The sequence below is a fragment of the Nonomuraea composti genome (assembly GCF_012034275.1).
Classification (GTDB): Bacteria; Actinomycetota; Actinomycetes; order Streptosporangiales; family Streptosporangiaceae; genus Nonomuraea; species Nonomuraea composti.
Genome location: NZ_JAATEP010000008.1, coordinates 138,184 through 149,843 on the forward strand (window position 1 = coordinate 138,184; position 11,660 = coordinate 149,843).

The window sequence follows — 11,660 nt, forward strand, 5'->3', positions numbered from 1 at the left end:
CTCCGATGAGGACACAGGAGACACATCCCGCCAGGCCGGACGTACGCCTCGCCGCAGCGAGGATCACGTCCGTCGATGCCCTGCGGGGTTTCTCGCTGCTGGGCATCCTCGTCGTGAACATCGCCTTCCTGGCCTCCGGCTACCGGATGGCCGGGCTGGCGGAGCCCGCGTTCAACTCGTCGCTCGACTGGGGCGTGCGCTGGTTCGTGACGCTGTTCCTGGAGAACAAGTTCTACCTGCTGTTCTCGTTCCTGTTCGGCTACAGCTTCACGCTGCAGGTCGACTCGGCCCGGCGGCAGGGGCGGCCGTTCGTGCCGATGTTCCTGCGCCGGCTGGCGGGATTGTTCCTGCTCGGGCTGGCGCACGCCGTGCTGCTGTTCCCGGGCGACATCCTGACCACGTACGCCGCCGTGGGGCTGGCCCTGCTGATCTTCCGCGGGGTCCGGCCGAAGACGGCGGTCGCGCTGGCGATCACGCTCACGCTGCTGCTGGCGGCCGCGTTCATGCTGCTGGCGATGCTGGCGACGATGGGCCTGGACATGTCGGGCCGGGTCGCCGACGGGTCGGCGCAGGCCGCCGCCTCGAACTCGGCGCTCGGCGGCATGTTCTGGCAGATCATCTCCGAGCACCTCAGGAAGCTGTCGTTCATCATCGTGGCGCGGGTGTTCTTCCAGGGCCCCGCCGTGCTGTCGGCGTGCCTGATCGGGCTCGCGGTCGGCCGGCTGGGCGTGCTGCGCGACGTGGGCGCGCACACGAGGGCGCTGCGCAACCTGCAGTGGATCGGGTTCACGATCGGGCTGGGCGGCGCCCTGTTCTACACGATGTGCGCCTGGAACGGCACCGTGCACAAGTTCTGGGGCGAGGCGGTCGACCTGGTGACGGCGCCGCTGCTGGCGGCGGCGTACGCGGCCACGTTCCTGCGGGTGCTGCCGTACCTGCCGCGGCTGGGGCGGCTGCTGACGGCGCCCGGCCGGATGGCGCTGTCGAACTACCTCGCGCAGTCGCTCATCTGCTCGCTGATCTTCACCGGGTACGGCCTCGCGCTCGTGGACCGCGTCAGCCCGCCGCTGGAGGTGCTGATCGCGCTCGGCATCTTCGCCCTCCAGGTCGTCTACAGCCGCTGGTGGCTCAGGAACCACCGGTACGGGCCGGTGGAGTGGCTGCTGCGGTACCTGACGTACTGGCGACGGCCGTCCCAGCCCAAATGATCAGGTGAGACGGGCGGGCGTGCACGACCCCGGCAGCATGCCGTTCGGCGTGCCGTGGACCGACGCGCCCGCCGCGGAGCTGCCCACGAACGTCGCGCTCTACCACCTCGGCGTCATGTCCCGGTGGCGGCCCGACGCCTGGTGCTGCGACTTCGTCGTCGTCCACGAGGGACGGGTGATCGGCAGCCAGGACGTCAAGGGCACCGGCTTCGCGGTCACCCGCGAGGTGCGCACGGGCTCGTGGCTGGGCCGCGCCCACCAGGGCAAGGGGTTCGGCACCGAGATGCGCGCCGCCGTCCTGCGGCTCGACCGCGACGACTTCGACTGCCCGGTGCCGGTGGAGATCCACGGGCTGGAGCCCTGCCTGCCGCACTTCGGGCTGGCGTGATCGGGGCGACCCCGTAGTACTCCAGAGCTACGCCACAGATCCACTCCCGGGGACGACGCCGGTGACGTGCCGTGATCCGTAGGTTCGCGGCATGTTCACCGGTTCGCGTCCCTCCATGCTCGCCCGGCTGCGCGGGCAGGCACTCGCCGCCGCCCTGGCCGCCTCCGTGGTGGTGCCCCTGTCGGGCTCCGAGGTGCCCGCTCCCGCGCCGCGACGGCCGCCCCAAGGTCTGACCCAGGCCCGGTACGAAGCGGTCCGCCAGGACATCCTCGCGGCCGGGCGGACGGCCGCCGCGCACGGCCAGGCCCGCCGGGCGGCGGCGCTGCGCGCGATGGCGGAGCCGGGGCGGAGCTTCCTGTTCTTCGACGGCCGCGACGGCGGGCGGGCGGCGGAGGTCTTCGGCGACCTGGCCGGGGCCTCCCGGGTGGCCGTGCTGGTGCCCGGCTCCGACACCGGCCTCGACACCTACGAGCGGCTGCGGGCCGGCGCGCGCGCACTCCAGGAGGAGCTGGGCGGCCGGGCCGCGGTCGTCGCCTGGCTCGGCTACCGGACCCCGGGCACGCTCGGCGCCGCCGTCCTCACCACCGGCCGCGCCGACGACGCCGTGCCGGCGCTCCGGTCGTTCGTGCGCGAGCTGGGACCGGCCAGAGTCTCGCTGCTGTGCCACTCCTACGGCGCCGTCGTGTGCGGCCGGGCGGCCGCCGGGCTCGGGCCCGTGGCCAACATCGTCCTGTACGGCGCCCCCGGCACCGGCACGGACGGCCCGCTGCGCACGCCCGCGCCCGTCTGGGCGGCGCGCGGCACCCGCGACTGGGTCGCGAACGTGCCGCACGTCCGGCTCCGGCTGCTCTTCCTCACCCTGGGCCTGGGCCCGGACCCCGTCGCGCCGTCGTCCGGCGCCCGCGTCGTCCCGGCCGGCGGCGGCGGGCACAGCGACTACCTGCGGCCGGGCTCGCCCTTCCTGCGCAACGTCGCCAGGATCGTGACAGGGGCGGCTCCGGATGCGTGACCTGCTCGAACGCCTCGAAGCCGGCACCCCCGCCGGCCGTGACCGCGGGCTGGACGGGCTGCGCGCGCTGGCCATCCTCGGGGTGGTGCTCGGGCACTGGCTGGTGACGGCCCTGGTGATCGACAGCGGCAGCGTGCGTGCCGCCAGCCCGCTGCGGGAGCTGCCGCAACTCACGCCCGCGTCGTGGCTGTTCCAGACGATGGCGGTGTTCTTCCTGGTGGGGGGCTTCGTGGCGGCACGCGGCCTGGACTCGGCACGCGGCTCGGAGGCGGTGCGCGGCTCGGAGGCGGTGCGCGGCTCGGGGGCGGTGCGGGGGCTCGCCTCCGTGCGGGCCTATCGCGTCTGGGTGGGGCGGCGGATGGTGCGGTTGTTCCGGCCCGTCGCCGTCGTGGTGCTGGTGTGGGGAGTGATCGCGGTCGCGATGCTGGCCGCCGGCGTGGGCACGGCGACCGTGGCCTCGCTGGCCAAGCTGGTGTGGTCGCCGCTGTGGTTCCTGCTGGTCTTCGCGGTGCTGACGGCGGCGACCCCGCTGGCCGCCCGGCTGCACCCGGCGTGGCCGCTCGCCGCCGTCGCGCTGGCCGACCTCGTCCGGTACGGCCTGGACGGCCCCGCGTGGCTCGACGGGGCGCTCGGCTGGGTGAACGTGGTGGCGGGCTGGGCGGTGCCGTACTGCCTGGGCGCGTCCTGGGGACGGGGTGGGGTGCCGGGGCGGCGGTCCGGGTGGGCGTTGCTGGCCGGTGGGGCGGCGGCCACGGCCGGGCTCGTGCTGTGGGCGGGTTACCCGGCGGCCATGGTGGGCGTGCCGGGCGCGAGGATCTCGAACCTCGACCCGCCCACGCTCGCCGCCGTCACCTTCGGCCTGGCCCAGTGCGGGGCGGCCGTGCTCCTGCTCGGACCGCTGCGCAAGGCGCTGCGCCGGCCGGCCGCCTGGGCCGCCGTCGCGCTGGCGAACCTCTCCGCGATCACGATCTTCCTGTGGCACCAGACCGCCATGATCGCCGTCACCGCTCTCGGCCTGCTCTCCGGCCGTGCCCTGCCCGGCCTGCACACCGTCCCGGACTCACCCGCGTGGGTGGCGGCCAGGCTGGCGTGGCTGCCGGTGTTCGCCGTGGCGCTGGCGGCGTGCTGGGCGGCCTTCCACGGGTACGAGCGCTCACGGGCTCAGGCGCCGCCGCGCCCCGACCACTTGATCTCGTAGGGCTTCAGCGTGACCTGCCGCCCGTCGACGGTGGCGGTGACGTCCTGGTCGGAGGTGTTGACCATGACGACCTGGCTCGCCTGCCCCATCGCCTTCACCTTGGGGTCGGAGCTGCGCACGTCCTGCACCTCGACCCCGGCGGGGAACCACTTGGTGAACCCGCTGAGCAGCCCGGCCATGGGCATCTCCCCGCCCACCTTGGGCGCCCACAGGCACCCGGCGCACTCGCCTTCGCCCTTCATCTGCGGGTTCCAGTACAGGGCGGTGGTGACGCCGCTCTTGGCGAACTCCATGAGCGCGGTGGCCTGCACGGCGGTTCGCTTGTCCTCGCTCCACTGCGAGTTGTCCGGCTCGACGTACCACTCGGCCCACCACACGGGCAGGTCGTCACTCTCCTGCCGCAGCCACGTGGTGATCGCGCTGAACTTGCCCTGCGCGGCGAAGTCGTCGGGGACGTTGCCCCGGTCGTTCGTCATCGAGGCGCCGTCCACGACGATGAAGTCGGCGCCCTTCTTGTGCTGGATCCAGTACTTGACGGCGTCGAGCGCCCGCTGGTCGACCGTCCCCCAGGGGCCGCTCAGCTCGGACGGCGGGCCCTGGGTGCGCACGCTGCTCCCGATCGACACGTACGGGCCGCCGACCTGGATGTCCTTGTTGACCTTCTTCAGCGCCGTGTAGACCTTGTTGTACATCTCGGTGTACGCCTCGGCGTCCCACCGGTTGGTGGCCGGGTCCCAGAAGCCCTTGAACTCGTTCCACACCATGTAGTGCTTGACCGTCGGGTACTGCTTGGCGACCCGGGCGGCGAGCGCGGCGAAGTCGTCGAAGTGCTCCCTCTCGGGGGCGACCGTGTGGTTCTTGCTCCAGTCCGTACGCCCGGCCTGCCCGCCCTTCATCCAGTCGGGCGCGCAGCACAGCGTGATGACCGGCACCGCCCGCGAGGACGCCATGAACGTCAGCCGCCGGTCGAGGTCGACGAAGTTGTACTGCCCGGGGCTGGGCTCGGGGTTGCCGACGCCCCAGCCCATGATGTGCTGGTTCTGCAGCATCGGGACCCGGCCGAGCACGCCCCTGGCCTGCTCGGCGACGTCCTGCGGCTCGTTGTCGGCGCTGTACTGGGTGTGGGTGACGCCCCAGCGGGGCCAGTTGTCCAGTGCCGGCGGCTCGGAGAGCTGGGGCGCGGGCTGGGTGGGCGCCTTCGTGGCCACCTCGCTGCCCTTGAACACCCCGCGTTCCTTCGTGCGCATCGAGGCGTAGACCATGATGCCGGCCACCAGGACGACCGCGAGTATGCCGGCTCCAAGTGCGATCGGCCATGGCGATCGTCGGCGCGCGTGTCGGCCGTCGGTCGGAATCACTGAACGCTCCTCATCCTCGCGAGACGTCTGGGGGATTCACGAACCTACAAGATTCGCAAACGTACAAGGGCTGGACAGCAGTCCAGCCCTTATTACGCTAATCGTCCCGCTTGCAAGCCGCTTGCCTTCAGTCGCTGCTCGGCGGGCGCTGCCCGCCCGCCGGGCCGGGCACGCCGGCGTAGCGGTACGGGACGGGCTGCCGGCCGGGCTGCACGATGAGGAGCGTGCCCGGGGTCTCGGAGTAGAAGGCGGACTCGACGGCGGCGGCCACGTCCTCGGCGGTGAGCAGCGGGAAGCCGGCGTTGACGAACATCTCCCGGGCGTCGGCCACCAGCGGCGTGTCGGTGAAGCCGGGGCAGACCGCGCCGATGCGTACGTTCTGGGCGGCCAGCGGCTCGGCCAGCGCCCTGACCAGGCCGACGACGGCGTGCTTGGTCATCGTGTAGATGGGGTCGCCGGAGAAGGCGGTGAGCCCGGCCAGCGACGAGGTGACGACGATCGCGCCGCCGCCGGAGCGCAGCAGCAGCGGCATACTGGCGCGCACGCCGAAGACGACGCCGTCCATGTTGACCCCGACGACCTTGCGGTAGCGGGCGAGGTCGAAGTCGGCCAGGTCCACCCTGCCGGAGATGCCGGCGTTGAGATGGACGAGGTCGAGCCGCCCGTAACGCTGCTCGGCCAGCGCGACGGCCTCCAGCGAGGCCTCCTCGGTGCTGACGTCGGCGGCCAGCCACGCGCCGTCCAGCTCCTTCGCCAGCCGCTCGACCCCCTCGCCGTCCATGTCGACGAGGACGCACTTGACTCCGCCCGTCGACAGTCGCCGGGCCACGGCGGCCCCGATGCCGCTCGCGGCTCCGGTGATCAGTGCAACAGTGCTCATGACGCTCCTTGCGGGGGGATCGGTCGAAGGTCGGGGTGTTCAGTGCTGGTCTGGGTGCTCGGTGCCGATCTGGGTGCTCAGTGCTGGTCGGGATGGCTCAGTGCTGGTCGAGCATGCGGTGCGCGCGGGCGATCAGGGTGGGCACGGCCGCGCCGATGCGGTCGAAGCCCTCCCCCACGGTCTTACCCTGGCGGAACCTGGCGTGGATACCCTCCACGATGACGGCGAGCTTGAAGTTCCCGAAGGCCACGTAGAACCCGAGGTCCGAGATGTCCCGGCCGGAGACCTTGGTGTAGTGGGCGGCGAACTCGGCGGCGTTCATGAACCCGGGCGCCACCGTCACGTCCCCCGCCACGGGGATCCGCGCCCGCTCCTCGTCGCCGCGATCGTGCCAGTACGTCAGCGTCAGCCCCAGGTCGGCGAGCGGGTCGCCGAGCGTGGACATCTCCCAGTCGACCACGGCCGTGATCTCCAGGTCGCCGAGCCGCAGCAGCGTGTTGTCCAGCCGGTAGTCGCCGTGCACCAGCGTGCCGGCCGCCTCGGCGGGCAGCCGCTCCCGCAGGCGGGTCACGAGCCGGTCGTACTCGGGCAGGTCGGCCGTCTTCGACCGCTCCCACTGCTGGCACCACCGGTCGAGCTGCCTGGTCATGTACCCTTCCGGTCGGCCGAAGTCGCCGAGCCCCACCTCGCGGTAGTCCACGGCGTGGATGGCGGCCAGCACCTCGGCCAGCCGCTCCGACAGCCGCCGCGTCTGCTCGGGCGTGCGGTCGCCGAGCTGCTCCCTGCTCCGCACGGCCGCGCCCTCGACGTACCCCATGAGGTAGAACGGCGCCCCGATCACGTCCTCGTCGGCGCAGAAGGCGACCGGTTCCGGCACCGGCACGGGCGTCGGCGCGAGCGCCGAGATGACCCGCCACTCGCGCCGCATGTCGTGGGCGGTGGGCAGCACGTGGCCCAGGGGCGGGCGGCGCAGCACCAGCCGGCGTTCCCCGCCCTCGACCAGGTAGGTGAGGTTCGACCGGCCGCCGGAGATCAGCGAGACGGACTGGGGCTCGCCGGCGTCGGGCACGTGGCGGCCCATCCACGCGACCAGCCGGGGGTGGTCGATGCCAGGTACGGTCATGGCCCCCACATTAGAACGTTGCTCGGTCCTGAAGACATACTGGGAGTTATGTAACGTTCCGCACCTGGGGCTATGGCACCGGGCGAGATCCTTTAATGTGGCAGTACACCCTGGCCCTCAGCATGTCCAGAGAGTGTGCGCTGACAGTAGGAGCCCATGCACGTCACCCTTGCCCTCCCCCGTGAGCTGGGCGAAGCCGAAGTGAGCCGCTGGCGTGCCCTTCAGGAAGCGGACACTGCCTTCGACAACCCCTTCTTGTCCCCCGAGTTCACCCTTACGGTAGGCGAACTGCGCGATCTCGTACGTGTCGCCGTCATCCACGACGGGCCCGACATCGTGGGCTTCTTCCCCTTCGAGCGACATCCCCTCGGCATCGGCAAGCCGGTCGCCGCCGGGCTGACCGACGCTCAGGGGCTCGTGCACCTGAAGGACGTGCACATCGACCCGCTGTGGCTGCTCAAGGAGTGCGGCCTGGCGGTGTACGAGTTCGACCATCTCGTGTCCGGGCAGCCGCTCCTGCACGCCCGCCACGAGCGGCACCCGTCGCCCATCATCGATCTTCGCAACGGCTGGCACCACTACACCGAGTCACTTCGCCGCAACTCCGGCAAGACATACAAGACCACTCTGGCCAAGTCGCGCAAGCTCCAGCGCGACGCGGGCCCGCTGCGCCACGACTACGCCACCACCGACCTCGAGCCCCTGCGCACGCTGCTCGGCTGGAAGACCGACCAGTACCGCCGCACGGGCCGCGCCGACCGGTTCGCGCACCCGTGGATCGTCGAGCTGGTCGAGCGGCTGCTGGCCACGCAGTCCGACTCGTTCGCCGGGGTGCTCGACATGATCTACGTGGACGACCGGCCGGTGGCCGGCCACTTCGGGCTGCGCACCCGCACGACGCTGGCCGGCTGGTTCCCCGCCTACGACACCCATTTCGCCAAGTACTCCCCCGGCCTCATCCACCACCTGGCGATGGCCGAGCGGGCCTCCGAGGCCGGCATCGAGATCATCGACATGGGGCGGGGCCAGAAGGAGTACAAGGACAAGCTCAAGACCGGCGAGCTGGAGGTGGCCGAGGGCCGCGTGGCCCGGATCGGCCCGGCGGCGGGCGTCCACTGGGTGATGCGCGTGCCGGTGCGCAAGACCCGCGCCACCGTCATGGCCAACCCGCTGCTCCTTAAAACGGCGGACAAAACCTTGAAAACGTACGGAAGACTGCGTACCGTCCTACAACGGTGAAACACATCGAGGAGCGAACGGGCCGTCACTGCCTGTCGCTACCGTCCAACCGGCTGGGGCTGTATCTGGCCTTACGCCACTGGTGCCTGCCCGGGCAGCGGCTGCTGATGTCGCCGATCTCCGCCGACGAGATCCTCTTCCTCGTGCTGGCGGCCGGGCTGCGCCCGGTGATCGCGCCGCTGTCCCCCAGGAACGGCAACATCGACGTCTCCCGGGTGGACCTCGACACGGTCGACGCGGTCCTGACCACCAACCTGTACGGCCTGCCCGACGACGCCCCCGCCTTCGCCGGGAAGATCCTCATCGAGGACGTCGCGCACGCCATGGAGAGCGACCTCGACGGGCGGCCGCTCGGCACGTTCGGGCACGCGTCGGTCTTCAGCCTGTCCAAGCACCCCGGCGCGGGCTCCGGCGGCGTGCTCGCCGTCGAGCACGAGTCCGACCTGCGCGCCCTGACCCGCGCCCGCGACGACCTGCTGACCCGCGGCTCCCTGCGGGCCGACCTGTGGAGCGTGGCCACCTCCATGGCCCGCCAGGCCGCGCTCAGGCTCGACCTCGTCCGCCCCGCGCTCAGGCTCATGCGCCGCCTCGGCATGCAGGAGGAGCGCGAGGGCTACCGCATCGCGTTGCGCGCCGACGAGCTGGAACTCGCGCTCAAGCAGGTGCCCTCGCTGCCGCCCTTCGACCCCTGGGTACGCGCCGACCTGCACGACTACCGCGCCCACCGTGGCGCCCTGGTCCGCTGGTACCAGCGGCGGCGCGTGGCCAGGGTGCCCCGCGACCGGGCCCGCCGGGTGGCCGGCGTGCAGCGCCTGGCCGAGCTGCCCACGGTCGCGCCCGCCGTGCTCGACGACCTGTCGCGGCCGCTGTTCCGGGTGCCGCTGCTGGTGCGCGACAGGGACGCGGCCATCGAGGAGCTGGAGCGGCACGGGGTCTCCACCGGCTACCTGTACGACCCCGCCTACGACGACTACGCCCCCGCGTTCACCGAGCACTCCCCCGACCCCGCCCCGGCCCGCTGGTGGGCCCGGCACGTGCTGCCGGTGGACCCGATGTACACCGCCCGCTCGCTCCCGGTCCTGCGCCGCCTGGAGCCGCCTACGGCCGGCCCCATCACCGATCCCCTTCCTGGGCCTCGCGGATGAGCGCCGCCACGATCTCGCACCCCCGCCGCACGTCCGGCAGCGACGCCGAGCCGTAACCGATCACCAGCCCGTGCAGCCGGGTGCGGCCGTGGTGGTGCCGCTCGGTGGAGTCGAGCAGGACACCGCGCCGCCTGGCCCCCTCCACCACGCCGGGCACCAGGGCGGCGGGCAGCTCGGCCAGGACGTGCAGCCCGGCCGTGTCGCCGCGCAGCCGGCAGGCGGGGCCGAGGAGCTCGACGACGGCGGCGCGGCGGCGCGCGTACTCCAGGCGCATCCTGCGCAGGTGCCGGTCGACGTCGCCGCGCTCCAGGAGGGTGGCCACGGCCTGCTGGACGGGCCCGCTCGTGCGGTCGCCCACCTCGCCGCGCAGGTGCGCGATCCTGGCGACCAGCTCGGGCGAGCCGACCAGCCAGCCCACCCCAACGTCGGGGGCCAGCGTCTTGGACAGCGTGCCGAGCAGCACCACCCGGGACGGGTCGAGGCCGTAGAGCGCGGGCAGCGGGGCGACGTCGTAGCGGAACTCGGCGTCGTAGTCGTCCTCCACGATCGTCGCGCCCGTGCCGGCCGCCCAGGCCAGCAGCCGCTCCCTGCGCGGGATCGGCAGCCGGCCGCCGAGCGGGAACTGGTGGGCCGGCGTGGTGTAGAGCACGCGCAGGTCGCCCGGCAGGCCGTCCACGATCACGCCGTCCTCGTCCACCGGGCACGGCACCACCTCGGCGCCCCTGGCCGCGAAAACCGTGCGCGCCACCCGGTAGCCAGGGTCCTCCACCCCGGCTCTGGCCCCCGGGCCGAGCAGGGCCAGCGCGCAGAGGTCGAGGCCGTTGCCGGTGCCCCGGGTGACCAGGATGTTCTCCGGGCCGACGGCCATGCCTCTGGCGCGCCTGAGGTGGTCGGCGAGCAGCTCGCGCAGGCGCGGCAGGCCGTGCGCGTCGGGCGAGTCGCCGGGCGGCAGGTCGGCGGCCCGGCGCCAGGCCCGCTTCCACGCCGCCTCGTCGTAGTCGCGCACCCACGGGGAGCCGGACGTGAGGTTGATCAGGCCGGACGGGGGCGGCGGCGCGGGCACGAACTCCGCGGGCGGCCTCGGCCCCTGCCGCGCCGTGCCGGCGGCGGCCTCGATGCCGGCCACGAACGTGCCCGAGCCGTGCCGCCCGTCGAGCCAGCCCTCGGCGTAGAGCTGCTGGTACGCCTCCGTCACCACCGTCCTGCTCACCCCGAGCTGGGCGGCCAGCGCCCGCGTGGACGGCAGCCGCTCGCCCGACGCGAGCGTGCCGTCCAGCATGGCGCCGCGCAGCCACGCGACGAGCTGCGCGGTGAGCGGCTCGGCCGATTCACGGGAGAGGGAGACCGGCAGGTCGACATGGGTGCGCATGAAAGTGGTCTCTTGAAAGGTGCTGGTAGTGGCCCTACAGGATAAGTCCACTTCGTCGTTACGGTCGAATCATGCTCTCCACCACTCCCCGCACCACACTGGGCCGCTCCAAGGAGCGCGGCAGCACCGACAGGGACGACCTGTACGAGGTGCTCGACACCGGCCTCATCTGCCACCTGGGCGTGGTGGCGAACGGTCACCCCATGGTCGTGCCCACCGGCTACGGCCGCGTCGGCGACACCCTCTACCTGCACGGCTCCACCGGTGCCGCCTCGCTGCGCGCCGGCACCGGCACCGATGTCTGCGTCACCGTCACCCACCTCGACGGCATCGTGCTGGCCCGCTCGATCTTCCACCACTCCGTCAACTACCGCTCGGCCATGATCTACGGCCGGGCCCGCCTCGTGACCGACCCCGACGAGCGCCTGCTGGGGCTGCGCGCCCTGGCCGAGCAGCTCGCCCCGGGCCAGTGGGACTACGTGCGCCGCCCGTCGCGCAAGGAGCTGGCCGCCACGGCCGTGCTGGCGCTGTCGCTGGAGGAGGCGTCCGTCAAGATCAGGCGCGGCGGGCCCAAGGACGAGGACGAGGACTACGACCTGCCGGTGTGGGCCGGCGTGCTGCCCCTGGTCACGTCGTGGGGCACGCCCGAACCTGATTCGGTGCTCCCAGAAGGTATCGAGGCACCGGTTCACATCCTCCATCGGGAGTAGTTCCATATTTCCGGAGCCACCTGGAAAACCTGA

Annotated in this window: 11 protein-coding genes; 7 read left to right on the forward strand and 4 right to left on the reverse strand. The window is 72.4% G+C overall.

All coding sequences use genetic code 11. From position 1 onward, the window contains the following. Positions 1 to 5: 5 nt before the first annotated feature. From HCN51_RS13805 to HCN51_RS13820, 4 genes are all read left to right on the forward strand, one after another. Positions 6 to 1,208, forward strand: coding sequence for a DUF418 domain-containing protein (locus HCN51_RS13805; RefSeq protein ID WP_168010052.1), 1,203 nt, complete (start codon positions 6 to 8; stop codon positions 1,206 to 1,208). Positions 1,209 to 1,212: 4 nt separating this feature from the next. Further along, entirely contained in the window at positions 1,213 to 1,596 is a 384-nt protein-coding gene (locus HCN51_RS13810) for a GNAT family N-acetyltransferase (protein ID WP_346433634.1), read from the forward strand. A 91-nt stretch (positions 1,597 to 1,687) separates the two neighbouring features. Beyond that, on the forward strand, positions 1,688 to 2,605 hold the full coding sequence (locus HCN51_RS13815) for an alpha/beta hydrolase (protein WP_240972791.1): 918 nt from the start codon (positions 1,688 to 1,690) through the stop codon (positions 2,603 to 2,605). Next, positions 2,598 to 3,803, forward strand: coding sequence for an acyltransferase family protein (locus HCN51_RS13820; RefSeq protein WP_168010053.1), 1,206 nt, complete (start codon positions 2,598 to 2,600; stop codon positions 3,801 to 3,803). The genes HCN51_RS13815 and HCN51_RS13820 overlap by 8 nt, the downstream gene beginning before the upstream one ends. Here HCN51_RS13820 and HCN51_RS13825 read toward each other — a convergent pair. The 3 genes from HCN51_RS13825 to HCN51_RS13835 form a co-directional block, all read right to left on the reverse strand. Further along, on the reverse strand, positions 3,767 to 5,077 hold the full coding sequence (locus tag HCN51_RS13825; RefSeq protein ID WP_346433635.1) for a GH39 family glycosyl hydrolase: 1,311 nt from the start codon (positions 5,075 to 5,077) through the stop codon (positions 3,767 to 3,769). The genes HCN51_RS13820 and HCN51_RS13825 overlap by 37 nt on opposite strands. Before the next feature lie 211 nt (positions 5,078 to 5,288). After that, entirely contained in the window at positions 5,289 to 6,041 is a 753-nt protein-coding gene (locus HCN51_RS13830; RefSeq protein WP_080045741.1) for an SDR family oxidoreductase, read from the reverse strand. 97 nt (positions 6,042 to 6,138) lie between these two features. Then, complete coding sequence (locus HCN51_RS13835) at positions 6,139 to 7,164, reverse strand: phosphotransferase family protein (protein WP_168010054.1); 1,026 nt, start codon at positions 7,162 to 7,164, stop codon at positions 6,139 to 6,141. A gap of 156 nt (positions 7,165 to 7,320) precedes the next feature. Here HCN51_RS13835 and HCN51_RS13840 point away from each other — a divergent pair, with 156 nt between their 5' ends. Continuing rightward, entirely contained in the window at positions 7,321 to 8,403 is a 1,083-nt protein-coding gene (locus HCN51_RS13840) for a GNAT family N-acetyltransferase (RefSeq protein WP_168010055.1), read from the forward strand. After that, complete coding sequence (locus tag HCN51_RS13845) at positions 8,400 to 9,548, forward strand: DegT/DnrJ/EryC1/StrS family aminotransferase (RefSeq protein ID WP_168010056.1); 1,149 nt, start codon at positions 8,400 to 8,402, stop codon at positions 9,546 to 9,548. The genes HCN51_RS13840 and HCN51_RS13845 overlap by 4 nt, the downstream gene beginning before the upstream one ends. Here the strand turns inward: HCN51_RS13845 and pdxR are convergent. Further along, on the reverse strand, positions 9,517 to 10,917 hold the full coding sequence (pdxR, locus tag HCN51_RS13850; RefSeq protein ID WP_168010057.1) for a MocR-like pyridoxine biosynthesis transcription factor PdxR: 1,401 nt from the start codon (positions 10,915 to 10,917) through the stop codon (positions 9,517 to 9,519). The two genes, HCN51_RS13845 and pdxR, sit on opposite strands and share 32 nt — an antisense overlap. A 71-nt stretch (positions 10,918 to 10,988) precedes the next feature. Between pdxR and HCN51_RS13855 the strand changes: the two genes are divergently transcribed. After that, entirely contained in the window at positions 10,989 to 11,627 is a 639-nt protein-coding gene (locus tag HCN51_RS13855) for a pyridoxamine 5'-phosphate oxidase family protein (RefSeq protein WP_168010058.1), read from the forward strand. Positions 11,628 to 11,660 lie beyond the last annotated feature (33 nt).

Bases quoted from the DNA above. Each gene is read 5' to 3' on its own strand.
- HCN51_RS13805 (WP_168010052.1), top strand. From the start codon at position 6: ATGAGGACACAGGAGACACATCCCGCCAGGCCGGACGTACGCCTCGCC.
- HCN51_RS13815 (WP_240972791.1), top strand. From the start codon at position 1,688: ATGTTCACCGGTTCGCGTCCCTCCATGCTCGCCCGGCTGCGCGGGCAG.
- HCN51_RS13820 (WP_168010053.1), top strand. From the start codon at position 2,598: ATGCGTGACCTGCTCGAACGCCTCGAAGCCGGCACCCCCGCCGGCCGT.
- HCN51_RS13830 (WP_080045741.1), bottom strand. From the start codon at position 6,041: ATGAGCACTGTTGCACTGATCACCGGAGCCGCGAGCGGCATCGGGGCC.
- HCN51_RS13835 (WP_168010054.1), bottom strand. From the start codon at position 7,164: ATGACCGTACCTGGCATCGACCACCCCCGGCTGGTCGCGTGGATGGGC.
- HCN51_RS13840 (WP_168010055.1), top strand. From the start codon at position 7,321: ATGCACGTCACCCTTGCCCTCCCCCGTGAGCTGGGCGAAGCCGAAGTG.
- pdxR (WP_168010057.1), bottom strand. From the start codon at position 10,917: ATGCGCACCCATGTCGACCTGCCGGTCTCCCTCTCCCGTGAATCGGCC.
- HCN51_RS13855 (WP_168010058.1), top strand. From the start codon at position 10,989: ATGCTCTCCACCACTCCCCGCACCACACTGGGCCGCTCCAAGGAGCGC.